The sequence below is a fragment of the Siminovitchia fortis genome (genome assembly GCF_003605365.2).
GTDB classification, from domain to species: domain Bacteria; phylum Bacillota; class Bacilli; order Bacillales; family Bacillaceae_C; genus Siminovitchia; species Siminovitchia fortis.
Window position 1 is genome coordinate 1 of sequence record NZ_QYTU02000027.1, and the last position, 24,569, is coordinate 24,569.

The 24,569-nt window shown below is 42.6% G+C and carries 19 protein-coding genes and 2 other annotated features; of the genes, 10 read left to right on the forward strand and 9 right to left on the reverse strand.

Going from position 1 to position 24,569, the window contains the following annotated elements:
- Positions 1–162 precede the first annotated feature (162 nt).
- From D4N35_RS12140 to D4N35_RS12165, 6 genes are all read left to right on the forward strand, one after another.
- Positions 163–1,695 carry a DUF6056 family protein gene (locus D4N35_RS12140; protein WP_128205409.1) on the forward strand — a complete coding sequence of 511 codons (1,533 nt, stop codon included), beginning with the start codon at positions 163–165 and terminating at the stop codon, positions 1,693–1,695.
- Positions 1,696–1,775: 80 nt separating this feature from the next.
- Complete coding sequence (locus tag D4N35_RS12145) at positions 1,776–2,762, forward strand: glycosyltransferase family 2 protein (protein WP_120073976.1); 987 nt, start codon at positions 1,776–1,778, stop codon at positions 2,760–2,762.
- Positions 2,759–3,181, forward strand: coding sequence for a GtrA family protein (locus D4N35_RS12150; protein ID WP_120073978.1), 423 nt, complete (start codon positions 2,759–2,761; stop codon positions 3,179–3,181). Before D4N35_RS12145 ends, D4N35_RS12150 begins: the two co-directional genes overlap by 4 nt.
- Before the next feature lie 93 nt (positions 3,182–3,274).
- A complete protein-coding gene (gene tagD / locus D4N35_RS12155) occupies positions 3,275–3,673 on the forward strand; it encodes a glycerol-3-phosphate cytidylyltransferase (RefSeq protein ID WP_120073981.1) in 399 nt (132 codons plus the stop codon).
- Positions 3,666–4,838 carry a CDP-glycerol glycerophosphotransferase family protein gene (locus tag D4N35_RS12160; protein WP_120073983.1) on the forward strand — a complete coding sequence of 391 codons (1,173 nt, stop codon included), beginning with the start codon at positions 3,666–3,668 and terminating at the stop codon, positions 4,836–4,838. Before tagD ends, D4N35_RS12160 begins: the two co-directional genes overlap by 8 nt.
- 85 nt (positions 4,839–4,923) lie before the next feature.
- The gene (locus tag D4N35_RS12165) at positions 4,924–5,949 is read left to right on the forward strand and encodes an LCP family protein (protein ID WP_120073985.1); all 1,026 of its coding nucleotides are present in this window, start codon (positions 4,924–4,926) and stop codon (positions 5,947–5,949) included.
- Between the two features lie 136 nt (positions 5,950–6,085).
- Here the strand turns inward: D4N35_RS12165 and D4N35_RS12170 are convergent, their stop codons facing one another.
- A complete protein-coding gene (locus D4N35_RS12170; RefSeq protein ID WP_120073988.1) occupies positions 6,086–8,251 on the reverse strand; it encodes an SH3 domain-containing protein in 2,166 nt (721 codons plus the stop codon).
- Positions 8,252–8,640: 389 nt separating this feature from the next.
- Here D4N35_RS12170 and D4N35_RS12175 point away from each other — a divergent pair, with 389 nt between their 5' ends.
- Positions 8,641–10,548: an N-acetylmuramoyl-L-alanine amidase gene (locus D4N35_RS12175; protein ID WP_120073990.1), complete on the forward strand. Its 1,908-nt coding sequence runs from the start codon at positions 8,641–8,643 to the stop codon at positions 10,546–10,548.
- A gap of 98 nt (positions 10,549–10,646) precedes the next feature.
- On the opposite strand, the gene D4N35_RS12180 is transcribed toward D4N35_RS12175, so the two are convergent.
- From D4N35_RS12180 to D4N35_RS12190, 3 genes are all read right to left on the reverse strand, one after another.
- Positions 10,647–11,714, reverse strand: a complete 1,068-nt coding sequence (locus D4N35_RS12180; protein ID WP_120073992.1) for a glycosyltransferase family 4 protein — start codon at positions 11,712–11,714, stop codon at positions 10,647–10,649.
- A gap of 154 nt (positions 11,715–11,868) precedes the next feature.
- Positions 11,869–12,594 carry a WecB/TagA/CpsF family glycosyltransferase gene (locus tag D4N35_RS12185; protein ID WP_120074047.1) on the reverse strand — a complete coding sequence of 242 codons (726 nt, stop codon included), beginning with the start codon at positions 12,592–12,594 and terminating at the stop codon, positions 11,869–11,871.
- Positions 12,595–12,875: 281 nt separating this feature from the next.
- On the reverse strand, positions 12,876–13,775 hold the full coding sequence (locus tag D4N35_RS12190) for a LysR family transcriptional regulator (RefSeq protein ID WP_120073994.1): 900 nt from the start codon (positions 13,773–13,775) through the stop codon (positions 12,876–12,878).
- A 209-nt stretch (positions 13,776–13,984) separates the two neighbouring features.
- Between D4N35_RS12190 and D4N35_RS12195 the strand changes: the two genes are divergently transcribed.
- Complete coding sequence (locus tag D4N35_RS12195) at positions 13,985–15,016, forward strand: YeiH family protein (RefSeq protein WP_164876358.1); 1,032 nt, start codon at positions 13,985–13,987, stop codon at positions 15,014–15,016.
- Positions 15,017–15,426: 410 nt separating this feature from the next.
- Positions 15,427–15,882 carry a helix-turn-helix domain-containing protein gene (locus D4N35_RS12200; RefSeq protein ID WP_120073999.1) on the forward strand — a complete coding sequence of 152 codons (456 nt, stop codon included), beginning with the start codon at positions 15,427–15,429 and terminating at the stop codon, positions 15,880–15,882.
- A 211-nt stretch (positions 15,883–16,093) separates the two neighbouring features.
- Here the strand turns inward: D4N35_RS12200 and trpE are convergent, their stop codons facing one another.
- The 4 genes from trpE to D4N35_RS12220 form a co-directional block, all read right to left on the reverse strand.
- Complete coding sequence (trpE, locus tag D4N35_RS12205; protein ID WP_120074002.1) at positions 16,094–17,491, reverse strand: anthranilate synthase component I; 1,398 nt, start codon at positions 17,489–17,491, stop codon at positions 16,094–16,096.
- Positions 17,492–17,631: 140 nt separating this feature from the next.
- Positions 17,632–17,886 (reverse strand) — a binding site (T-box leader).
- Positions 17,887–18,137: 251 nt separating this feature from the next.
- Positions 18,138–18,380, reverse strand: a binding site (T-box leader).
- 64 nt (positions 18,381–18,444) lie between these two features.
- Positions 18,445–19,167 (reverse strand): DsbA family oxidoreductase, encoded by a 723-nt coding sequence (locus D4N35_RS12210; protein WP_120074004.1) that lies wholly within the window; start codon positions 19,165–19,167, stop codon positions 18,445–18,447.
- Between the two features lie 61 nt (positions 19,168–19,228).
- Positions 19,229–20,050: a prephenate dehydratase gene (gene pheA / locus D4N35_RS12215; protein WP_120074006.1), complete on the reverse strand. Its 822-nt coding sequence runs from the start codon at positions 20,048–20,050 to the stop codon at positions 19,229–19,231.
- A gap of 415 nt (positions 20,051–20,465) precedes the next feature.
- The gene (locus D4N35_RS12220) at positions 20,466–21,395 is read right to left on the reverse strand and encodes a manganese-dependent inorganic pyrophosphatase (RefSeq protein WP_120074008.1); all 930 of its coding nucleotides are present in this window, start codon (positions 21,393–21,395) and stop codon (positions 20,466–20,468) included.
- A 100-nt stretch (positions 21,396–21,495) separates the two neighbouring features.
- Between D4N35_RS12220 and D4N35_RS12225 the strand changes: the two genes are divergently transcribed.
- The gene (locus D4N35_RS12225; protein WP_120074011.1) at positions 21,496–23,490 is read left to right on the forward strand and encodes a penicillin-binding transpeptidase domain-containing protein; all 1,995 of its coding nucleotides are present in this window, start codon (positions 21,496–21,498) and stop codon (positions 23,488–23,490) included.
- Between the two features lie 141 nt (positions 23,491–23,631).
- Here D4N35_RS12225 and D4N35_RS12230 read toward each other — a convergent pair whose 3' ends face one another.
- Positions 23,632–24,471 (reverse strand): SAM hydrolase/SAM-dependent halogenase family protein, encoded by an 840-nt coding sequence (locus tag D4N35_RS12230; RefSeq protein WP_120074013.1) that lies wholly within the window; start codon positions 24,469–24,471, stop codon positions 23,632–23,634.
- Between the last annotated feature and the right edge of the window lie 98 nt (positions 24,472–24,569).

Sequence of the window (24,569 nt, forward strand, 5' to 3'; positions counted from 1 at the left end):
ATTTTACTTTCGTAATTCAGGTTAATGCTTTATAACAATAAATTTAACAATATTTTTCAAATGTGCGGTGTTTAAACAAGGCAAATTATGTTGTATTATATATAGGTATGTTTTGATTTGGCACAACAGGCCGCTTTTATAAAAAATAACGAGGTGTGTGTATTGGATCTAGATTCTAAGCACAATAAAGCAGTATCTAAAAATTATTTTGCCGCTTTATTTTTTCTCTTCTTTTTATTTTTAGCAATAAATACTCCATTAACTGGTGATGACTGGACCTGGGGTACCGAGCGAGGAATAGAACGTCTAAAAAACTACTTTTCAAATTATAACGGTCGATATGTAAGTAACATCCTTGAGATTCTATTAACACGTTATGATTTACTACGTTATTTTACTCTGACTATTTTTTCAACCTTGCTTGTATATACAATAGGAAAGCTAACTAGCCGTGAGACGAAGGGCATTCATTTGCCTCTTTCATTTGTTCTCATACTTTTAATACCAGTGAGTGTATTTGCCCAAACTTTTGGTTGGACTGCTGGATTTGTAAACTATGTTCCATCCTTAGTTTTATTACTCATCTATTTAATAGTTGTTCAAAATATATACGATGATAAAACACCCACATACAGTAAAATGGCAATAGTCTTTATTGTTCCATTGGGAATTTTAACAGCTTTAATAGTTGAGCATGTGACTTTATTTGCATTGTTTACATCAGGATATGTGATAGTATACACATACGTCAAACATAAAAAATTTCTTGCGTTTCATATTGCTTATTTAGCCTCACTACTCTTTGGAAGCCTAATAATGTTTTCAAACGGAGCTTATTGGAATGTTTTAAGCGGCAATGATTCTTATCGAACAATTAGAAATGGGGCTAAAGAAAATACTGATTTAATTAATAGGATATCTGATGTTTATTCCGGGAGCATGCATAAGTATTTATTCTTTGATAACATACCAATTAATTTGTTTTTAGGAATTATGGTTATTATTCTAATTGTGCGCTTTACTTCCAAATCAAACTGGATGAACTATATTTTACGTCCAATTTTACTTGTTTCTATTATAGGATTTTTAATTTACGGATTGTTTTTTAAATCTATATTAGGGAATAATTTTCTTCAGCACTATACCAACGACTTTGAAGCTTTGTTTAGTATAATCTTTTTTGTAAGTATTGTTGTTGCAGTTATTTTTTACGTAAATAATCGAGCTTTTAAATGGCGGACCCTTTACTATTTGTCTGGTGTAGTTTTACTATCCGCACCCTTTGTATTTATAACTCCTTATGGTCCGCGTGCAGCACTAGCCTCTGTTGTTTTTTTAATATTAGCTGCTTTAGAGCTATTTGCGTATAACAGTAGTTTGTCATCCTGGTCTGCTAAAAGCATATTCAAACCACTTATTCCTGCTATTTTAGTGTTGATAATTGGCTACAGTTATGTTTTTGCAACAATAGGCCAAACAAATAAAGAACGTATCGCACTCTTGAAAAAAGAAGTCCATGCCGGTCGGGACATTATTTATTTACCTGATTTACCATTTAATCAATTCCTATGGATGTCCTCACCACCAAATAAGCATTTCAATAAAATGTATAAACGTTTTTATGAGGTACCTGAGAAGACGACAGTAAAATTTGTTCCGTATGAAGATTGGCTACAAGATAAAAACGCACAATAGTCCCTTTTCAAATGCTCTGGACACTTGAAAAACATTTTTGTTTTGCTGCAAAAGCATAACGAGTAATGGAGGAAAAAGTCATGAAGAAGCTTTCACTAATAATACCTTGTTACAATGAAAGCGCCCCTTTACGTGATACGTATATTGAAGTGAAACGTGTATTAGAGCTACAGCAAATTAAAGAAGACTATACTCACGAAATCATCTTTGTTAATGATGGCAGTAAGGATGATACTTTAGAAATAATTGAAGGGCTTTCCTTTCGAGATGAAAGTGTAAAATATATCTCTTTTTCACGTAATTTCGGTAAGGAAGCAGCCATGCTTGCTGGGTTAGAACATTCTACGGGGGATATGTCAATAATAATCGATGCGGATTTGCAACATCCTCCGCATTTAATTATTGACATGTTAAATTTTTATGAACAAGGATTTGATCAGGTAATAGCTAAAAGGTCGAGAAAAGGAGAGAACTTTTTTAGAAAATGGGTTACTCGCTTTTATTACCGTTTAATTAATAAATTAATAGATGTTGAATTAGTAGATGGTATTGGAGATTTTCGTTTGCTAAGCCGCAAGGCGATAAATTCACTACTCTCTTTATCCGAATATAATCGATTCTCTAAGGGATTATTTTCATGGATCGGCTTTGAAAAAAAGGTAATTGAATATGAAAATCAAGAAAGAGTAGCAGGAGAAAGTAAATGGGGTTTTGGAAGCTTGCTAAACTATGCCATTGATGGAATGACTTCCTTTAATAGCAAGCCATTAAGGTTATTAATATATTTGGGTCTCCTTATAACTTTTCTAAACGTCATTTATATAAGTATCACATTCATCAATATTCTTATATTCGGCATCGATATGCCTGGGTATTTTACTATTATTTCATCCATCCTTTTGTTAGGTGGTATTCAATTAATTGCAATAGGAGTCCTTGGGGAATATGTAGGTAGAATTTTTTACGAAGTCAAAAGGAGACCCCATTATATTGTCTCTCAAACAAATATTAGCCCTGAAAGTGATAAAAATATTAACAAAGATCAATATTTGGGTGTTTATAAATGAAATTAAATGTCATTTCTATCCTAAAAAATAACCCATCGTTTACTCGCTTTGTAATTGTCGGTTTCATAAACACCTTTAACTACTATTTACTGTATATTATTTTGATGAGCCTCAATGTCCCATATATTCTGAGCCATTCTTCAGCTTTTGTCATAAGTATGATCGGCTCTTTTTACTTAAATTGTTATTTTACCTATAAAACAAAACCTACATTTAAAAAATTCTTTCAGTTTCCAATGACGTATGTCGTGAATTATAGTGTAACAACGATTTCTTTATTTCTTTTCGTTGATATTTTAAACATGAATGAATTTGTAGCCCCACTTCTTGCGTCCATCATACCTATCCCTTTTACCTACATGGTATCGAAATGGATATTACAAGGTAAACAAGGCGTGGAAATTGGGAGAGACAAATAAAAAGTTGAATTTCACCTAACAATGGAATAAAGTAAGTATTAAATATTTGCATTTTATATTTCCTTTTTAATTTTTGACATGGAGGTCTCCACAATGAAAAAAGTAATCACGTATGGAACATTCGATTTGCTCCATACAGGGCATATTAATATCTTGCGTCGGGCAAAGGAATACGGCGATTATTTGATTGTGGCCATTTCATCTGACGAGTTTAATGCCTTAAAAGGCAAGAAGGCTTATTACACTTTCGAACAACGCAAGGCAATCTTGGAAGCAGTTCGCTATGTAGATGAGGTCATTCCTGAACATACTTGGGAACAGAAAGTGGAAGATGTTCAAAAGCATGGCGTCGATGTTTTTGTGATGGGTGATGACTGGGAAGGGAAATTTGACTTCTTAAAGGAATACTGCGAGGTTGTTTATTTGCCGCGTACAGTTGGAATTTCTACCACCAAAATTAAAAAGGATTTAAATCAGGCAAATAATGGTTAGGGAATTTGCAATCCACCTATATCTGTTTGTTTTTCGCTTTTTCTTTACAATATTCAGCATTTGTCCCCAAAAGAAGAAAACAACTTTTGTTGCTTCCTTTGGGGACAATGCTTTGTTTGTGATAAAAGAACTTCAAAGACAGACGGATGATCAAATTGTTGTCTTGAAAACTGCTTCGTGTAGAGTGGATTTTCAAGTAGATTCGTTAGACTTTGAGCCAAAAATTTTTTTTGATTGGATTCGCTCTATATACCATTTGGCCACTTCAAATGTTATTTTTATCGACAATTATTTCGGCTTTTTGGCAGCGGTTAAGTTTAAACCGAGTGTTAAATGTATTCAACTTTGGCACGCCGCTGGTGCAATAAAGCAATTTGGCCTTAAGGACCCTTCCAATGCAGGTCGCTCACCTAAAGCCATTGAACGCTTTAAAAAGGTTTACAGCCAATTCGATTATGTCGTTGTCGGCGGCGATAAAATGACGGACATCTATCGTGAAAGCTTCGGAATTGGAGAAGAAAATATTCTTCGAACTGGTATCCCTCGGACGGATTTCTTTTTTGATGAACAAGCATTGAAAAAAGCTTCCGATGCTTTACGAAAGAAATACCCGGCCATTCATGAAAAAAAAGTTATTTTATATGCCCCTACCTATCGAGAGGGTGAATTTAATATGTCGTCCCTTCCTCTAAATATCGATCATATGTATCAGGAATTAAAAAATGAATATATATTATTGTTGCGGCTTCATCCTGCTGTCCGCTTTGATTTTGTCAATCAATATCCAGACTTTATATTTGATGTATCCGATTACCCGGATATCAATCACTTGCTGGCTGTAACCGACCTTTTAATTTCGGATTACTCCTCTATCCCTTTTGAATTTTCGCTTTTGCAAAGACCAATGATTTTCTTTGCCTACGACTTGGAGGAGTATGCCAAATCCCGTGGTTTTTGGGAGCCTTACGAACAGCTTGTTCCGGGTCCGATAGTTTACAATTCAAAAGATCTTGTGGAAGCCATTCAAACAAATAATTATGATTTTAATCAAATTGTAAAATTTGCAAATGAGTGGAATGAATTTTCGACAGGAAGCGCCAGCCGCCGCTTAATTCAAGCTGTCTACTCTGAAAGTGAAAATGCAGGAGCCATAAGCAGGGGATAATTTTCAACCAAGGGTATGTACGGTTAAGCGAAATGATAGTATTATAGGGAGTAGCGTATCTATATTGAAAAGGAGTTCAACCCAAATGGGACGACATAATTCTACAACGACTAGAAAACGAAAGCGCAGAAGGCGCATATTTTGGTTCGCCATTTTTCCATTGCTGCTGGTTGCATCAGTGAGTGCCTCTTATGGGGCATACTTATATAAAAAAGCTGAAAACATGATGGGCGGAGCCTTTTTCGATAATCGAGGAAAATCTGATCTTCGAGACAAAAAGGTTGACCCCCATATTGACAATGTATCGATTCTTTTTATCGGTATTGATGAGAGTGAAAAGCGCGGGTATTCCGACAACGCCCGTTCCGACGCCCTCATGCTCGCCACTTTGAATGAAAAAGAAAAATCGGTTAAACTGTTGACAATTCCTCGCGACTCTTACGTCTACATCAAAGAAGTTGGCTATAATACAAAGATCAATCATGCACACAAATACGGCGGGCCTCGTGCCACGATTGAAACTGTGGAGGATTTGTTAGATATCCCAGTTGACTACTATGTCCGTCTTGATTTTGAAGCATTCATGGCTGTTGTCGATGCTTTGGGCGGAATAGAAGTGGATGTTCCTTATGCCTTCTCGGAACAGAATTCTAAAGACAAGGCTGATGCTATTTCGCTTGAAGCTGGAATGCAAAAGCTAGATGGCGAAGAAGCTTTGGCACTTGCTAGAACCAGAAAGCTTGATAACGATATTGAACGCGGTAAACGCCAGCAGGAAATCATGAAAGCCATTGCCAAAAAGGCTGCCAGTGGAGCTTCTATCACAAAATATGGAAAAGTGATTGATGCGATTGGTGACAACATGCGGACGGATATGACATTCGATGAAATTAAGGCATTTGTTGATTACGCTGTTTCAGGAGATTTAAGTATCGAATCCTATACATTGGAGGGTCAGGATACACAAATCATGAACAGCCAGGGGCAAAATATTTATTATTGGCAGCTTGATGAAGATAACCTGGCGGAGGTCAAAGGGAAGCTCAAGGAGCATTTGGATATCGCCACTTATGATAATACCGAAGTGGCCAAACCGGCTGAAGAGGAATAAGCGATTGAACATTAATAGGGGGCTGGCAGGAAATCAATGAGATTTGATTTCCCTGCAGTCCCTTGTTTTTATCGATGCAAAAATGCATCTAAGGTCCGCTTCCATCGACCCTAGATGCCTTTTTTAAGTCTAATTCTTATTTAAACTTTGGAATATCAAACTCCAGGTTCGGATTATCCAACTGTTTGTAGAGCGACTCGATTCTTGCCGTCTGTTTTACAGCCCAGCCAATATCTGTTGCATATTGCTTTGACGGATTTACGAAGTTCCACCTCATTTTATAGATGGTATTTTGTTTGTATTGATTATGAATATATTGCTGTCCAATAAACTCTGCTCCGCCGACAACGGCCTTGGCAGGTGTATCCCACCCCTGTTCATATGCATGAACAGCTCCACATGTGTTTGGACAGGAATCATACGCCTTGATCCCGAACATATTATATACTTTTTTAATATTTTTTAAGTCCTTTCGATTGGCGGAAGTAACAAGAACAACTTTACCCTCTTTATCCTTTCCTACTTCAGTCCCGCTGGCCAGCTTGGATGTCCCTTGCCCAGTCTCTAAAAATGCATGGGAAATTAAATATATTTCATTTACCTTATGTTTTTTTCCACCGTCTATAAATGCCTTCCCAAGCCCTTGCAAGGTACCTTTTCCGGCTAATACTTTGTCCAGCTCTGCAGCGGAAACGCCCGCACTTGAACTTAATACTAAATGCTGATATCGGCTGTTTTTATTTGGATTTACATTTTGTTCCACATCGCCGGCCTTTGCATTTCTCCAAGTTCCATATTTAATTTCATGCCAGGTTTTCCCCTCTTTGACAATGGTCACTTTAGTCCCCTTTGCAAGAGTCGCATATACGTGGCTTTTCGAATCTGCCGATTCCCGTATCTGAACATTGGAGGTTGTAGTGGCTGTTGTGTCCTTGAGATCAACCAAAGAGGTCTCTACGTACAGTTCCTTATTGCTATATTTTATTTTATACCATTCGTTCGTTCCTTCCGATTGATCTCCGGTCACGGTTCCCAAAATGGTCACCTTTGTTTTATTTTTAACAGTTGTATGCACATTATCGCCCATTTTTGGTGAGGTGCGTAATTTTACTTTATCCCTTTTTACCTCTCCGGTTTTTACAATATTAATATAATCCTTATGAACAAAAGCATTTTGATTTTTATACTTATCTGTCTGCGGATTACGGCTCATCTGTATTTCAACTGCTTCTTTAAGAGTAATGTTATGTTGAGTGTACTTAATTTTATTTTCCTTTATGTTTGAAGAGTGAATCCAAACGGTTTTGCCGTTCAAAGTTCCCCGATACCAAACATTGCTGCCGACCTTTTCAGTAAGATTTACATTAAATTCTTTGTTCGTGTAAACCTTCAAATCGGAATATACCAAGTCTTTCCGCCCGCCCCATGCTTTGCTGTAGGCACTGCCAACTCCCTTGATATATAATTTTTTAGCAGTCTTATCTATGCCTGCATGAGGGTGTGAGGACATATCAGTCGATTTCACCCAACCGACAACACCTTTCGCACTGCTTGGCTGCCTGCTTATTAAATAAAAGGTCTGACCATTAATAATTGATTGTTTCTTTATATAGTAGACTGAATTTGTATAAGTAGAGCCTGCTGCTGATGAGGATGGAGAACCCAGAGTTTTATAGATTCGAACTTTTGAGTTTTTGATATGACCGAGTCTGCTTATCTTGCTCTCCTTCGCCTGTACAACATTGCTGCTTAATATCCAAGCCGTTTTACCATCAAGCTTTCCTCGGTACCATGTACTGTTTCCAACCTTTTCAGTCAAATCCACCTGAAATGCTCGATTTTTAAACTTAGACAAGCTGGAGTATGTATAGTCTTTTTTGCCGCCCCACGCTTTCGTATAAGCACTGCCGGTCCCTTTTACATAAAACGTTTTTTTCTTTTTGTCTACCCCTGTGTGCTTCTTGGTTGACATATCTTTTGACTTTACCCAGCCAACTACACCTTTTTTATCGCTTGGCTGCTTGCTGATTAAATAATAGGTTTCTTTTTTAACTGTGGCTTGCCTTTTAATATAATAAACTTGGTTTGTGTAGGTGGAGCCAGCCGTTTTAGATGATTTCAATTTTAAATCAGAATAAATTTTTACTTTAGAATTGCGGATATGGCCAAGTCTGCTTGTTCTTTGTTCAGCAATGGATTGTGTTGATTTTATTTGATTTTTTGCCGCTTCTTTAGCATGTAATTGACTTGGATAGGAAAAGAAAATGAAGATTATTAAAATAATAGACAATAGCTTTTTCATTTGTTCCCCCTGAACGTAAATATTTTGTATATCACCATTACATTTTATTCTGCTACTATACTCATCCTCCTAAATGCTCAAACGATCTAGTTAATTATGGAAATATAGTCTGATTATAGCATGTTTGGTAATCTTCTATACTAGAATTGCAGAAGAAATTTTTAAAATATAATCCCCTGATTTGATTTTAATGTTGTCGTCATGCCGTGACTTTTCCTTAGCTGTTGAAGGTTGCCGCTATCTAGGATATTCGTACTAAAAATAGCCTATGATTTGCCGATAAAAAAAGGTAGAAACAAAATTTCCATTATGGCAGGCTGACATAGGAAATTTTGTTTAAAAGATGGGCTTTATTTTTGCTAATAGATCAGATAAAGAGGAGTGTATGAATGAAGAGAACGTTATTTTTGGCTTTGTTGGCAATAGGATTGGTTTTCACTCCGTTTGGCAATGCTGCCGGCGCCCAATCCGTAAAGAAGGTTATCGTTGATGCAGGCCACGGCGGAAGTGATACTGGTGCAACAGGAAATGGGTTGCGAGAAAAGGATCTCACCTTAAAAATCGCTCAAAAGGTCAATAAAAATTTGGTCAACAATTATACAGTCAATACGAAAATGACTCGCACATCTGATGTTTACATATCATTGAAACAGCGGACCAATATTGCTAATAGCTGGGGAGCAGATCTGTTTCTATCTATTCACATCAATGCTGCTGGCGGGAGCGGGTATGAAGATTATATTCATAATAGAAATGCGACGTCTGAGGATATAAAGGTTCAAAATGAGGTTAATAAAGAAATCAGCAAAGTTCTTGCTGAATATGGAAAAAATAATCGTGGAAAGAAAAAAGCAAATTTCCATGTATTAAGAGAATCAAAGATGGCCTCTATATTACTTGAAATTCTTTTCATAGACAATAAATCCGATGCTGCTTTATTAAAAAACGAAAAGTTTTTAAATGATATGTCGAAAGCCATTTCAACAGGTGTCGCCAATGCATTGGCTCTTCCTGAAAAAGGAAACAGCGCGACTGGAACCTCTAATACAAATACCTCTGCTAAGGAAAAGATTACCGTCTCAAAGGCAACCGGTACATACATTGTAACTGCAGATTCACTCAACGTCCGGACGGGTGACGGAACGAATTATCCGACTATCGGCTCTTTGAAAAAGAACGCTCAAGTGAAAGTAACAGGCAAGACAAGCAAAGGATGGTACCAATTTAGTTTTAAGGGAAAAACCGGCTATGTCAGCGGAGCCTATTTAAAAGTTAAGCCCGCAGCCGCAAAGCCTGCGCCGAAACCGCAAAATAATCAAATCAAGGTTTCCAAAGCAAGTGGTACCTATATTGTCACAGCCAACTCATTGAATGTACGCTCAGGCAACAGCACAAAATTCAGTTCACTGGGATCTCTTAAAAAGAATAGCCAAGTGACTGTTACAGGCAAAACCTCAAACAATTGGTACCAGTTTAAGTTTAAAGGAAAAACCGGTTATGTCAGCGGAGCTTATTTGAAGGCAAAACCCGTTGCGGCTAAGCCTGCAGCTAAGAAGCCTGCGCCAGCAGCCAAAAACAATCAAATTAAGATTACCAAAGCAAGCGGTACCTATATTGTCACAGCCAACTCATTGAATGTACGCTCAGGCAACAGCACAAAATTCAGTTCACTGGGATCTCTTAAAAAGAACAGCCAAGTGACTGTTACAGGCAAAACCTCAAACAATTGGTACCAGTTTAAGTTTAAAGGAAAAACCGGTTATGTCAGCGGAGCTTATTTGAAGGCAAAACCCGTTGCGGCTAAGCCTGCAGCTAAGAAGCCTGCGCCAGCAGCCAAAAACAATCAAATTAAGATTACCAAAGCAAGCGGTACCTATATTGTCACAGCCAACTCATTGAATGTACGCTCAGGCAACAGCACAAAATTCAGTTCACTGGGATCTCTTAAAAAGAACAATCAAGTGACTGTTACAGGCAAAACTTCAGACAATTGGTATCAGTTTAAGTTTAAAGGAAAAACCGGTTATGTCAGCGGGGCTTATTTGAAGGCAAAACCGGCACAATCAGCCAAAGCGAAGTCAACAAAATCAATTAAAGTTACGAAAGCCAGCGGGACATATAGAGTAACTGCAAGTAAATTGAATGTACGTTCAGGAAACACGGCTTCTCACTCAAGGATCGGAAGCTTGGCCCGCGGGAACAAAGTCAAAGTAACAGGAAAAACTTCAAATGGTTGGTATCGTATAAACCTTAAAGGTAAAGTTGGATTTGTAAGTGGTCAGTATTTGAAACGATAAGTTAAGTTTTTAACAGGCCGGACCTTCCGGTCTTTTTTTATTTTCTCCCGCAATATAAAAAACAAAAAGAGCACAAGCCCGGATCATTTCATCCGTTCTCATGCTCTTTTTCTGCGTTCTATACGTTGTGCCTGCTTCCCTTCCATGAAGCGGAGCAGCGGTTTATAATCCTTGCTGACGAGCCCTACCAATTCCACGAATATTTCGATGGCGAGGATCAGTACTGCCAGCAGGAGCAGTGAGCCCCACACAGTCGCCATGGAGAAGATGACTGCTGCAAGGCTGAACAATACCGCGATTCCATAGATGAGCAGCACTGTCTGGCGGTGAGAAAAACCGGATTTTAACAGGCGATGATGGAGATGGTATTGATCTGGTGCCAGCAATGGTTTGTTATGGATCAACCTTCTTATGATGGCAAAGAAGGTGTCTGAAATGGGAACTCCCAAAATAATAACCGGAATAACCAATGAGAAAAAAGTGATATTTTTAAATCCGAGCAATGAAAGCAAAGCAATCATGTACCCAAGGAATAAGGCTCCCGTGTCGCCCATGAATATTTTTGCCGGATAAAAGTTATGAACCAAGAAACCCAATGTGCTTCCCAAAACCATCATTGCGATCGTTAATACAAATATATCCCCTTGTAAAAAGGCCATGAAGCTGACCGTTATGAGCGCGATGGAGGATACGCCTGCCGCGAGACCGTCCAATCCGTCAATTAAATTGATGGCGTTGGTAATTCCAACAATCCATAGGATTGTGATTGGGATGGTTAAGTATCCGAATTGCAGCTCTCCTCCGAACGGAAGGTTGATAAATTCGAGGTCAAATCCACCGCTGATTGCTACAATTGCCGCAATCAGCTGCCCCAGCAGCTTATATTTCGGGGCGATGTCATATATATCATCCAACATTCCGGTTGCAATAATGATCAAACTGCCGATTACAAGATAAATCATATGAGGATCCTGCGGCCTGAATATGAAGAGTCCGATCAGGAAACTGATATATATGGCCAAACCGCCCAGTCTGGGCATCAATGTTGAATGCACCTTCCTGTAATTCGGCTGATCTGTTATTTTAAATTTTAGCGCAAATTTTTTTACAAAAGGGGTAATGAGCACTGAGGCCAAAAAACAAAGTATTAAGATTAAAAATTCCAACTTTGTACCCCTCCTTATATACAGGTTTGCAAAAAACCATCTATTCTATCCAGGCCATTTTAAAGGAAAACAGCCAAAATAAGGAACCGCTAGTTTACTATATTTAAAATACATCATATCTCTATCCGATTAAGTTTTCAACTAGACTTGGATTCTAGTTTTTTTTCGTGCGCAGCACTTTCAGGATGAATAATGGAAGGAACGTCATTCTTTTCCATCTTTGGGGCTGTTTGATCAATCGATACAGCCATTCGATGTTCAGCTTCCGCCAAAGTTCAGGTGCTCGTTTGACAGTTCCGGAAAGTACATCGATGCTGCCGCCCACTCCCATAAAAATACCTTTTTCAAACAAATGGAAGTTATTGCTGATCCATCTTTCCTGTCTTGGAAACCCCAATGCTACGAATACCATATCAGGATTTGACTTTTTAACCATAGCAGCAATTTGCGGATCATTTTCTTTAAAAAAGCCATGATGGCAGCCGGCAATCTGAATGCCGGGATATTCACGCTTTACATTGTCAATTGCTTTATTCAATACCTCTTCCCTTGCACCTAGAAAGAAAACTCTCAAGCGTTCCTTATTAGCTATGATAAGCAGATCTTTCATCAAATCAAAGCCCGGAATTCTTTCCGGAAGCGGATTTTTTAATAGATTGGCTCCCATTATGATACCAATACCGTCAGGCATTATGTAATCTGCAGACTGGAGAATCTTCTTATACTGCGGATCCCGCCCTGCGTGCATCACGATTTCAGGGTTTGCCGTGACAATAAACGTTTTTTTGTTTTCCATTATACGTTTTTTTAACGTATTGATTGTTTCCAATTTTGTTGTATGATCAAACTCGATGCCGAGTACGTCCACTTTTTTTGACATTGTTTGCTCCATTTATGTAAATCATCCGGACTGATGATTTATTATATCAAATTTTGCAAGTAATTTGTTGATATTTTCTATAAGATCAACAATTATTATACCACGGCCGTCAAATTGTAAAGGTTAAAATTTTATTTCAATTCTTTTTGGGCCGCTCAGTGCTAATCAAACGTTTGATTAGCTGCATGTTTGGGGGAGGTTTGTCGAATTGGGGGACAGGCTTTGTTAAGTTAATGCGATAAAGGGGATAAAGGGGGACAGGCCCCCGGTACGGTGACGCGTTAACGCGCCGGGGGCCTGTCCCCGGAAGATGCCTCCCTCACGAACGCCAAAAAAGTATCCAGCGCTTTTGTCCTGTACGGGCTCGATGTAACAATGGAAAATTTCCTCGTAAAAGGAAGGCCGTCGACTTGGATTTTTTTCAGCGAACCCATGGCAAGTTCTTTTCTTATCGCCCATTGCGACAAGAGACTGATGCCGAGGCCTGCCTCCACTGATTCTTTGATCAGCTGAATGCTTCCGAATTCCATTATTTTTTTCGGGGATATGTTTATGGCCGCAAACATGTTGTCCGCCGCTTTTCTTGTGCCCGACCCGATTTCGCGGATAATCCATCTTTCTTTTTCAAGTTCTTGCGGTGTGATGTTTTCTTCTTGGGCAAGAGGGTGGCCCGGAGCTGCGACTATGAACATCTGGTCCTCGGCAAACGGTTCGATCACCAGCTTTTCATGCCTGAAATCGCCTTCTACAATCCCGACGTCCAGTTGGTGCTTCAATACGAATTCGGCGATGTCACGGGTGTTTCCGATTGAAATGGCCGGATTAACCAGCGGATGTTCTTCAAGCATGTCTGCAATGACGTGAGGCAGGATGTACTCCCCGAACGTGTAGCTTGCTCCAATTGCGAGCGGGCCGCTCGTCTTGTTCGTCAGGTCATCGACGAGCCCCTGCATTTTTGTGTAAAGACCGACGATTTCTTTTCCATGATCGTAAACGATCTCCCCCGCCTTGTTGAGCTTCACATATTTATTCGTCCGCTCCAACAGCCGTGTCCCTATTTCCCGCTCGAATGCCCGGATGTACTGGCTTACCGCAGGCTGCGTCATATGGAGTTCTTCTGCCGCCCGTGAAAAATTTTTCTTTTCTGCCACCGCGATAAACACTTCCAAATGTTGATCCATATTTCGCTCACTCTCCTTATCGGGGACAGGCCCCCGGTACAGTAAAGCGATAAAGGGGGGGCAGACCACCTATATGTTTTACTTATCATTACTATTATAATGATTTATTTCTCTTATACATGCAAATCCCTTATTCTTAAATCAAGAGACAGAATGGAAGGGTGAGTCATGTGGGCATATTAAAAGAAAATGAAAAAAGGGATGAAAGCATGGGTTCGGCTGAGAAAAAGACGGCTCCTTCACCTAAGAAAAATTCAACAGGATTGTGGATCGGCGGAATCGCGTTTACTTTTTTTATTGCCTTCCTTGGCTATTTGTTGGCGAAGGTCCCGGGTTTCAGCCTGGTTGGCCAGATGGCCTCAGCCATTATTATCGCGGTCGCTTACAGGCAGTTGTTCGGATATCCGGAAGCCTTAAAGGCAGGAATCAATTTTTCATCAAAAATATTGCTTCGTGCAGCGATTGTATTATATGGATTGAAATTGAATATCCACACAGTGTTGGAAGACGGGCTCGGATTGCTTGTCCGTGACATCGGAATCATTATCGTGGCAATTTTGCTGACAGTGTGGCTTGCGAAAAAATTGAAGGCGAATCCGGTCATTTCAATGCTGCTCGGTGTTGGAACCGGCGTGTGCGGAGCGGCCGCCATCGCCGCGGTGGCGCCCATCATCAAGGCGGAAGACGATGATACAGCGATCAGTGTCGGAATCATCGCATTGATGGGGACGATTTTTGGGATTGTATACACGATTTTGCGGCCAATTTTACCATTGACGCCGGCGGAATACGGCGCCTGGACAGGGATGAGCCTCCATGAAATTGCGCATGTCGTCCTGGCCGGAGCGCCCGGCGGACAGGAGGCGCTTGGAATCGCATTGCTGGCCAAGTTGGGACGCGTCTTCTTATTGGTGCCCCTCTGCTTCGTTTTGATGTATTGGATGAGGCGGAAATCCGGAGCGGATGCAGCGGACGGCGCGAAAGTCGGTTTTCCTATGTTTCTGCTTGGATTCATTGCGATGAGCCTGATCGGAACGTATGTGATTGGGTCTGTTGTGGTAGTTCCTGATGGCGTCATGGAGTTTATCGGAAGTGCGACAACATGGCTGTTGACCGCTGCGATGGTGGGACTCGGATTGAATGTCAGCTTGGGGGATGTACGGAAGAAAGCGTTGAAGCCATTGATTGCGATGACCGTTGCATCAATTGTATTGTCGGTGTTGGCGTTTGTGATGGTGTGAGGTGGGGGTTCGGCGAGGCCGAAGCCTTCCTCTTTTTTATTGCAGTATTTCCTTCAGCCATACCGTTAGAAGTGGGAACCGGGACTATATTGAGAAAATTGAAGGTATTTTTGAATAGCCGAAAGTTTCCAGAAATTGAAGAGTATTTGTTCATAAGGAGGGTTCACCGGAGGCTGAACCTTTTGGGGTGCCGTCAGGAAAAAACGGATATACGATGTTAAGAACAAAATAGCAGATGATGAAGAAAAAATGTGAGTGGCTGACTTGGAAGAAGGAATGCATAAAAAACGATAGATTATGGTGGTTTTTTAAGTGACAACGGTAGGTTGCGCCTTTGTGCGCCTAGAACTATCTTTACTTTGGCTATTCACTCCAACAATAATGGAAAGTAAGGGAGGGCGATGAATAACATGCTTTTTAATGACCGATTAAAAAAGGAACGAGAAAAAAGAGGGTGGTCACAAACCGACCTCGCTGAAAAAATTCATGTTAGTCGTCAGTCAGTTTCAAAATGGGAAACGGGCAAGAACTATCCCAGTATCGAAGTGATCATTAATTTAAGTGATTTATTCGGTATCACGATAGATGAATTGTTGAGGAGTGACAAAGAATTGAAAGAAAAGGTAATTCAGGATAGTAAGCAATTGGCGTATCCAAAATGGAAAGTGTTTTTTGACAGTATTTTTTTATTAGGTGTGTTTTTAATAGTGGCCAAATTAATTATCGCTGGCTTAAATTATTTTATTGGTACAAATATTATAATTTCAGAGGGTTTACCAAAAGTCACAACTAATTTTTTACCATTAATTTTAATGATAGTTGGTGGAATTGGTTCGGATCAATTAAAAAATAAGTATATCGATTAATAGTCAAGGCCTTAGAACGATCAAACATTTTAATAAAAATTTCCATCTGTTTTTAAAACTGTAGAATCCATTTTGATCAATCTTTTTTTCAAAATGGATTCTTATTATTTGCTTTAAAATGTGGCTTTCCAGAATGTTTTTGTTCAATCTTATTTTAAAGCAACATAGTGGTCCCAAAGGACAGGAGCAGCTCCCGGCTGCTCTTTATTCCTTACATCCTCCTCGCCTTCAGCAGCCCATTCGCCTTGTTGATCGTTTCTTTATATTCCAGTTCGGCTTTTGAATCATGGACGATTCCCGCGCCGGCCTGCAAATAGGCACGCCCGTCTTTAATGACCAGCGAGCGGATGGCGAGCGCGAAGTCGACGTCCCCGTTGGCGTTGACGTAGCCGAGCGCTCCGGAGTAGACCCCCCTTTTCACGTCTTCCAATTCATTGATGATTTGCATGGCGCGCACCTTTGGAGAACCGGATACGGTTCCGGCCGGCAAACATGCGATCAATGCGTCGATCCCGGTTTTTCCTTCACCTAAGGTTCCTTCCAATTCGGAGACGATGTGCATGACATGGCGATAGTATTCGATTTTCATTTCCTTGACGACCCGGATTGTTTCAGGATCGCAGATTTTCCCCATATCTTCACGGCTTAAATCGATTAGCATCCGGTGTTCGGACAGTTCTTTTTCATCAGATAAAAGCTCGACAGCAAGCGCTTTATCCTCTTCTTCCGTCCGCCCTCTCCGCCGTGTTCCGGCAATGGGGTTGGTGCTCATCTTCTGTCCTTTTGATTTGATGAAGCTTTCCGGTGAAGCGCCCAGTACAACGTAATTGCCGAAATCGACGAAGAACATATAGGGCGATGGGTTGGAGTTTCTGAGCACTCGGTAAAAATGAAACGGGTCTGCCTTCACTTTGCCGCTCATCCGCTGCGACAGGACGACTTGCTCCACTTCGCCGGACACGACATAATCCTTCGCTTTTTTAATCCGTGCCATGAACTCTTCTTTTTCAAGCTGCGGCTGGAATTCGATTTCGCATGCTGTCAAAGTTTCATCCACTTTTCCTTGAAAAATTTGGCTCTCGATTTCCATGACACGTGATGCGAGCTGTTCTTCCGAGCGGTTTCCTTCCAGGTTAATGGCCAGGATGTAGATGGACTGTGCCAGGTGGTCGAACACAATCACGTCTTCGTAGACCAGAAAGTGGATGTCCGGCATCCCGATTTCATCTTCCAGGGCCGTGCCAATGTCTGCATATTGCCGGATGGCATCATATCCGACATACCCTACAGCTCCTCCATAAAAAGGAAATGGAAGATTCGCTTCGACTTTCGGCAAGACGTCCTGCAACGTTTTGAGCGGCAGCCCTGCATCTTCCAGAAGCACCTTTCCTTCTGCAGAAATAACCTTCGCAATCGCACCTTCTGCCGTAATTTCCTTGATCGGATTCACGCCGATGAAGGAATAGCGCCCCTGCTCATTATGTTTCAGCGAGCTTTCGAGCAAAAACTTTTTATCGCCTTCAAGCCGCAAAAAAACTGTGATCGGCGTTAACACGTCTGCATTCAATTTTGTCATTTTCACGTTTATATTTTTTACAGTTGTGGCCATTGTACATTTTCCTTTCTATTTTGTTATGGGTACTTTAATGCATTATCGTATTGAGGGACTGTCCCCCATCACTTTAACGCGTTACCACATTGGGGGACTGTCCCCCCCAAAAAAGCCCCCGAACAAGCAAAGTTTGCTTGCTCGAGGGCGATCATAACCGCGGTGCCACCTCGTATTGGAGAATGAATTCTCTCCATCTTATTCAGACACGGGAAATTTGCCTACACTTTTCCGATGCCCTATCCATATAACGGTGGAACTCCGTGTTTCCCTACTGCGGTTCAGGAAACAGCTCGCAAGCCCATTCTGTCCGACTTTTGCCACCGGATCCCACCAACCCCGGCTCTCTGCATGCGAAAATTTTCGGACATACTCCTCTTGCTCAACACGATTGCTGTATTCATTTTTTTTACGGTAAAAAGAACAAAGGCGCAAGCGCCTGTTTATCGACGTACAGACCGGAGCGCTTCTGACGAGATAAAGGAAACACGCGCAGCGGAGCGGAGCGATGTTGACTTATCGTAGGAAGAAGCGTGAAGTCTGCTAGTCGGTAGGCGCTGGAGCCGGACGTAGCACTAAGTGACAAATAAGTTACTAACAACCTGAGCATATTATAATTTCCTAAAAAACAAAGAGGCCCCTCATCCGAAAGGACGAGGGACCGCGTTGCCACCTTTTTTAGCTTTATAAAAAAGCTCTCTCAAAACGCACGAAACTTCCATGCGCGTTCCCGTATAACGGCGGGATGTCCGTCAAAGCCTACAACTGATATCAGGTTCGGTTTGAAAGCTCGGAAGCCCATTCCCCCGGCGCTCCACACTGGTTTGCACCAACCACCAGCTCTCTTTTCGCTTCACGCAAGGGTACTCTTCTTCGTCAACGCTGAATTTGCGAAAGTTCATTTTGATTGTATTTGATGATATAAAAATTCGTCTCTAATGTCAATATGTTTTTTATTTTTCATCCGGAAGATCGCAGCTTCCGTCCACGCAAGCGCCGGCATCACCGCTGCCAAGGTTTTGCAATATGGGCTCAGATGACTCCTCCTGCCATACCTTTTCAAGTGCGGCCAGAAAGGTGTCGATCGGCTGGGCACCGGAAATGCCATATTTTCGATTAATCAGAAAAAACGGCACGCCGCGCACGCCTATCAGCTGGGAGGCCTGTTCGTCGTTTCGTACTTCATCCACAAGGGCTGTTTCATCGGCCAAAAAGGCTAGTGTTTCATCCCGGTCAATTCCAGCTTCTGCAGCAATGTCGGCGAGGACTTCATGGTCACCTAAATGTTTGGATTCCGTAAAATAAGCGTGTAACAGCTTTTCGTGAACTTCTTTTTCTTTATTTTTGGATTCGGCAAAGTGAGCCAGACGGTGGGCATCGAATGTATTGGTCGGAATCATCGTATCAAAGTTGAATGTCAAACCTTCTTCCGCAGCCTGCCGGCGAATGCCTTCGTTCATTCTTTTGGCTTCATCCACACTTATGCCATACTTTCCAGCCAGTTTTTCATACATGCTTTCATCGCTGACACGCGGAGCCTCCGGCTCAAGTTCAAAACTCTTAAACTGAACATCTACCTGATCGCGATGATCAAATGTTTCCAGTGCCTTCTCCAACCGGCGTTTTCCAATATAACAAAACGGACAGACATAATCTGACCAAACTTCAATTTTCATGTCGCACCCTCTTTTTTTAAAATTTTCCGTCTATAAAAAGGGTATACCAAATAGCGGTCACCTACAACTTTTTCGTGTCAAAGCTTCCCAGCACGCGCACATCGTGGCCGTATGTCCGCAAAATAGTGATGGCTTTCTGCATATTGACTTCCTGCACGCCCGTTTGCGCTTCGATGAAAAAGCGGTATGTTCCAAGCTTCTTCTTTGTCGGACGTGATTCAATCCATGACAGGTTGATATCCAGCGATGAAAAGACGTTCAAAATAATCGCGAGCAATCCGGGCCTGTCCTCGCCTGGCGTGATGAGAAGCATCGATTTGGACGCTTCTGGAATCTCCGGCTTTTCATTTGTCACGATGAGGAATCTGGTCGAATTGCCTTCGAAATCCTGGATGTTCCTTTTTGCCATTTCAAGTCCAAATGTTTTTGCCGCCAGCTCTGAAGCAATGGCACCGGCGTTTTTATGATTGGCTTTTACGAGCGATTCCGCCGCATTGGCCGTGCTGCTGAAATGCTTCGTCTTCGCCTGTAGCTTCCTTGTAAAATCCCTGCATTGGGCAAGGGCCGGGCCGATTGACCAGATTTCGCGGATATCGTCGACATCCGCGCCCTCCACCGTCAGCAAATGAAGGGCGATCGGCAAAATTGCCTCCCCTTCGATCCACACATCATAATTGATCAATCCGTCCGTTGTCATCGTGATCGTGCCCTCAATCGCATTTTCAATCGGCACAATCCCTTTATTCACTTCACGCTCTGCCACCGCTTCAAGCACATCGACAATCCCGTCGTACATCACAAGTTCCGTTCCGTTCGGCGGGAAAAAGCGCAATGCGGCTTCTTCTGAAAAAGTCCCCTTCGGGCCTAAATACGCAACTTTCAAAATTATATACTCCTTTAATTGAAAAATTGAATGGAAGGAACCTCCGAACAGTTCCCTTGTCTTACGTAACCGGATGGTCGTATGAATTCATCTTTTTGGACAAGTACGATTTGAAATTGCACAAAACATTATTTGATTGGGACAAGTTTATCATAATCGCACAATCCCCCGTGAATTGCACGATTTGGAGTCATTATTGCACGAGCTTACCCCATAATTGCACGATTTGGAGGCATTATTGCACGAACTTACCCCGCAATTGCACGATCTGGGGGCATTATTGCACGAACTTACCCTATAATTGCACGAATCGATTATTGCTCGTGCCTGGTTTCCGCTAAATGCCCGCAACTTCAAAATAATCCCCTTATCCGAAAGAAGTTCCGGCTTGCAGCCGGAACTTTCCGCTTCCCCCTTATTTGCTTAGCGCTTCTGTTAAGCTTGGGACGATCTGTTTTTTGCGGGAGACGACACCTTTCAGTACGCATTGGTTTTGATCCAATGTTACGTTGAATGCCTGCTCGACGCTTTTGGCCGCTTTTCCGTGAGCGATCGCTGTTGAGTCGTTTGTCAGAATATCCGTGACGACGAACAGGAACAGGTCCAAGCCGCGTTCTTCGACCGCACGCTCCAACGCTTCTTCGATTTCAGCTTTGCGTGCAAGGATATCTTCGACGCCGATCGCGTTCACCTGCGCGATTTCCACTTTGGCCTGCCCCATTTGGAATGGCTTCGCGTCCAGGGACAGCAGCTCTTCCGCAGTTTTATCGCTGACATCCGCTCCTGCTTTCAGCATGTTCATTCCATATTCCTCCGGATCCACACCTGCAATTTCAGCAAGCTCGCGGGCAGCCTGAACGTCACGCTCCGTGCATGTCGGAGATTTGAAAAGAAGCGAGTCGGAAATGATTGCGGACAACGCAAGCCCCGCGATGTCTTTTTCGATTTCCACGCCATTTTCCTCGTACATTTTTTTCAAAATGGTTGCCGTGCATCCGACCGGCTCCGCGCGGAAGTAAAGCGGGTCGCTTGTTTCGAAATTGGCGATGCGGTGATGGTCGATGACTTCCATAATTTGGACTTTCTCAATATCATCCGCACTCTGCTGGCGTTCATTGTGGTCGACCAGGATGACTTTATCCACTTCATTGGATACCGTGCTTACTTCGCGCGGCGCTTCCACGTTAAAATGGCTGAGAGCGTATTCCGTCTCGCCGTTGATCCCACCAAGACGGACCGCTTCCACATTTTCACCCAATTTGGTTTTTAAATCAGCATAGACGAGCGCTGAACAAATGGAATCTGTATCAGGATTTTTATGACCGAAAATGAGAATTTTTTCCATGCCTCTACTCCTTGTTTTCTGGTAATTTTTTATGATAACTATTTTAACATATTGAAGGTTCTTAGTGTTAAAATGACAAGGTGAGGAGGGGGATATACATATGAAAAAATGGATCGGAATGTTGCTTTTGCTGCTCATGGCTTTGTCGGTCGCCGGCTGCAACAAGGAGCCGAAGCCAGAAGACCGTTTCACTGCCTATGTAAAGGAATGGAACGACCAAAACTTTGAAAAGATGTACGATTATCTTTCTGAAGAGGCGCAGGAAAAAATTTCAAAGGGAGAATTTACCGATAGATATGAAAAGATTTATGGCGATTTGGAGATTGAGAACTTAAAAGTTGATTTCAAAGCTCCGGAAGAAGTGGAAGAGAAAGATGGCATGGTCGAATTTCCATTTCACGTAAAAATGGACAGCCTTGCGGGCGAAATCGCGTTTGACCATACCGCTGTATTAAAAAAAGAAGAGCGGGACGACGCTAAAAACTGGTTTGTGAATTGGGATACGACGTTTATTTTTCCTCAGCTGGAAGAAGGCGACAAAATCAGCCTCCCGACTACTCCTGCCAAACGCGGCGATATCGTCGATAAAAATGGGGCAGGACTTGCTGTGACTGGAAAAGTGACCGAAATCGGCATTATTCCCGGGGAGATGGGCGATGATGAGGAGAAAATTATTAAAAAGGTTTCTGATCTCCTTGGATTGAGTGAGGATCAGATCAAAAAAGCACTGTCCGCCTCTTGGGTTCAGCCGGAACATTTTGTACCGCTCAAAAAAATCCCCGGCGATGCCAATGATGTATTGGAAAAAGCGACGGCCATCCCTTCTGTCAACAACCGCACGGTCGAAGCAAGAGTGTACCCGCTCGGTGAAGCGGCAGCCCATTTGATCGGATATGTAGGTCCGATTACAGCCGAAGAGCTGGAAAAAGCGGGCGGCGGCTACCAAAGCTCGGATGTGATTGGCAAAAGAGGATTGGAGCAGGTTTTTGAAAAGAAATTGAAAGGCGAAAACGGCGCCAAAATCGTCATCAATAAGGAAGATGGCACGGAAGAAGTGTTGGCGGAAAAAGAAGTCAAAGACGGGGAAGACGTCCAACTGACAATTGACGCAGCCGTTCAGAATAAAATTTTTAAAGAATTAAAAGGCGAAGCGGGCACAGCTGCAGCGCTAAATCCGGTGAGCGGCGAAACACTCGCGTTAGTGAGCAGCCCAAGCTTTGACCCGAACGTCCTGTCATTGGGCGCGACAGCGAAGGATTGGGAAAAACTCGATAAAGACAAGAAGAAGCCGCTTGTGACAAGATTCAAAAATGGCTATGCGCCGGGTTCCGTGATGAAGCCGATCACGACGGCGATTGCACTGGAAGCAGGTGCGGTGGATTGGAACAAGACATATGACATCAAAGGTTTGTCTTGGCAAAAAGATTCGTCTTGGGGCGGATATTCCGTAACAAGGGTCAGCGATACGAACGGGCCGGTTGACCTGGAAAAAGCGCTGGTGCTGTCGGATAATATTTTCTTTGCAAGGACTGCGCTGGACCTTGGGAAGGATCAGTTCGCAGCAGGATTGAAGAAATTCGGATTCGAAGAGGACATCCCGGATTATGCCTACCCGCTGGAACAATCAAAAATTGGTGACATCGATTCGGATATTGCGCTGGCTGACTCGGCCTACGGGCAGGGGCAGATCGAAATGAACATCGTCCATTTGGCGACGGCGTATACGCCGATCATCAATAAAGGAAATATGATCCAGCCGGTTTTGGTAAAGGGTGAGGCGGATGGCGCTGTCTGGAAAAAAGGCGTCATGAGCGAAAAAACGGCTGCTGACATCCAGAACGCTTTGCTGAAGGTCGTCGAGGATCCGAAAGGAACGGCGCGGGGCGCCCGGATTGAAGGCAAACGGATTGCCGGGAAAACCGGTACCGCCGAGATAAAGGCCAAGCAGGGCGAAAAAGGAAAAGAAAACGGATTTTTCGTCGCTTATGATACAGAAAAACCCGACATGCTCGTGGCCATGATGGTTGAAGACGTTCTGGACCGCGGCGGATCAGCGCCTGCGGTGGATCGGGTGAAAAAGGTTCTAGAAAAATAGTGGTGCGGTGCAAATGCAAAAGGCAGTCCTGGCGGACTGCCTTTCTTTGGGGACTGTCCCCCACTGCTTTAAAGCGTTACCGTGACGGGGGACTGTCCCCCACTGTGTTAATGCGTTAACGCGCTGGGGGACAGGCCCCGTTTATGATTTTTTGATAAAGACTTTCCAGTCGACGCCGGTTCCGATTTTGTATTTTTGCGCAAAGGATTGCTGGTTGATGGCAACTGCGATGTTGTCAAGCGAGTTGATGTATATCAACGATTCCCCTTTTTCGGTGGCAGCGAAGGATCTCCCGTAGATCATTTCCCGCTCAAATACAATAGCGGATTCGTGTTCGATCGTAACTTTTACTAAATCTCCGTACTGGACTTGCAGGTCGACCAACAGAGAGCGGCTGATATTTGTCCATACATTTCCATAACGGACATCGAGAACATCGATGATTCCATGCAGCACCCCGTCCGCCATGTAGGCATCCATGGAAGGAAGCATGACGAGTTTTTCAAGATCGATCTGTGGCCCCACCTGTTCAAAGCTGATGACTCCGGCAGCGAGCCGCGCGCCTGTATAGGCATAAATATCCCTGCCATGGAATGTATGGGAAGCGCCTGAATTCGGCAGGCGGTTGACGGTTTCGTCGATCAGCCTCATCCCGGTGATCCCGATTTCTTTATGTACATGCGTGAGCGTCCCGTTATCCGGGGTGACGATGAAATGGTTGGACGCGGTCCGGGCGACAACGCTGCGGCGGTCGGTGCCCACTCCCGGATCGACGACCGAGACAAAGACCGAATTCTCCGGCCAGTAGGCAATTGTCTGCAGCAGCCGGTAAGAGCCTTCCCATATATCAAACGGGGGGATTTCATGTGTCAAATTATAGATTCTCAGATTCTGGTCCACGCAATTCGCCACTCCGTACATGGCGCTGACCGCCCCGTCACCCAAGCCAAAATCCGATTGAAGTATTAAAGGGTTGCCCACCGTCTTCTTCCTCTCTTATATTAATTTTTCAGAAAAAAATTGATACGAATAATACGCTATCATAATACACACGAAGGCCTTTGTCAAAGTTCTCTGTT

Excerpts from the sequence above, each read along its gene's own strand:
- D4N35_RS12145 (WP_120073976.1), top strand. The coding sequence starts at position 1,776 with ATGAAGAAGCTTTCACTAATAATACCTTGTTACAATGAAAGCGCCCCT.
- D4N35_RS12150 (WP_120073978.1), top strand. The coding sequence starts at position 2,759 with ATGAAATTAAATGTCATTTCTATCCTAAAAAATAACCCATCGTTTACT.
- tagD (WP_120073981.1), top strand. The coding sequence starts at position 3,275 with ATGAAAAAAGTAATCACGTATGGAACATTCGATTTGCTCCATACAGGG.
- D4N35_RS12160 (WP_120073983.1), top strand. The coding sequence starts at position 3,666 with ATGGTTAGGGAATTTGCAATCCACCTATATCTGTTTGTTTTTCGCTTT.
- D4N35_RS12165 (WP_120073985.1), top strand. The coding sequence starts at position 4,924 with ATGGGACGACATAATTCTACAACGACTAGAAAACGAAAGCGCAGAAGG.
- D4N35_RS12170 (WP_120073988.1), bottom strand. The coding sequence starts at position 8,251 with ATGAAAAAGCTATTGTCTATTATTTTAATAATCTTCATTTTCTTTTCC.
- D4N35_RS12175 (WP_120073990.1), top strand. The coding sequence starts at position 8,641 with ATGAAGAGAACGTTATTTTTGGCTTTGTTGGCAATAGGATTGGTTTTC.
- D4N35_RS12185 (WP_120074047.1), bottom strand. The coding sequence starts at position 12,594 with ATGTCAAAAAAAGTGGACGTACTCGGCATCGAGTTTGATCATACAACA.
- D4N35_RS12190 (WP_120073994.1), bottom strand. The coding sequence starts at position 13,775 with ATGGATCAACATTTGGAAGTGTTTATCGCGGTGGCAGAAAAGAAAAAT.
- D4N35_RS12195 (WP_164876358.1), top strand. The coding sequence starts at position 13,985 with ATGGGTTCGGCTGAGAAAAAGACGGCTCCTTCACCTAAGAAAAATTCA.
- D4N35_RS12200 (WP_120073999.1), top strand. The coding sequence starts at position 15,427 with ATGCTTTTTAATGACCGATTAAAAAAGGAACGAGAAAAAAGAGGGTGG.
- trpE (WP_120074002.1), bottom strand. The coding sequence starts at position 17,491 with ATGGCCACAACTGTAAAAAATATAAACGTGAAAATGACAAAATTGAAT.
- D4N35_RS12210 (WP_120074004.1), bottom strand. The coding sequence starts at position 19,167 with ATGAAAATTGAAGTTTGGTCAGATTATGTCTGTCCGTTTTGTTATATT.
- D4N35_RS12220 (WP_120074008.1), bottom strand. The coding sequence starts at position 21,395 with ATGGAAAAAATTCTCATTTTCGGTCATAAAAATCCTGATACAGATTCC.
- D4N35_RS12225 (WP_120074011.1), top strand. The coding sequence starts at position 21,496 with ATGAAAAAATGGATCGGAATGTTGCTTTTGCTGCTCATGGCTTTGTCG.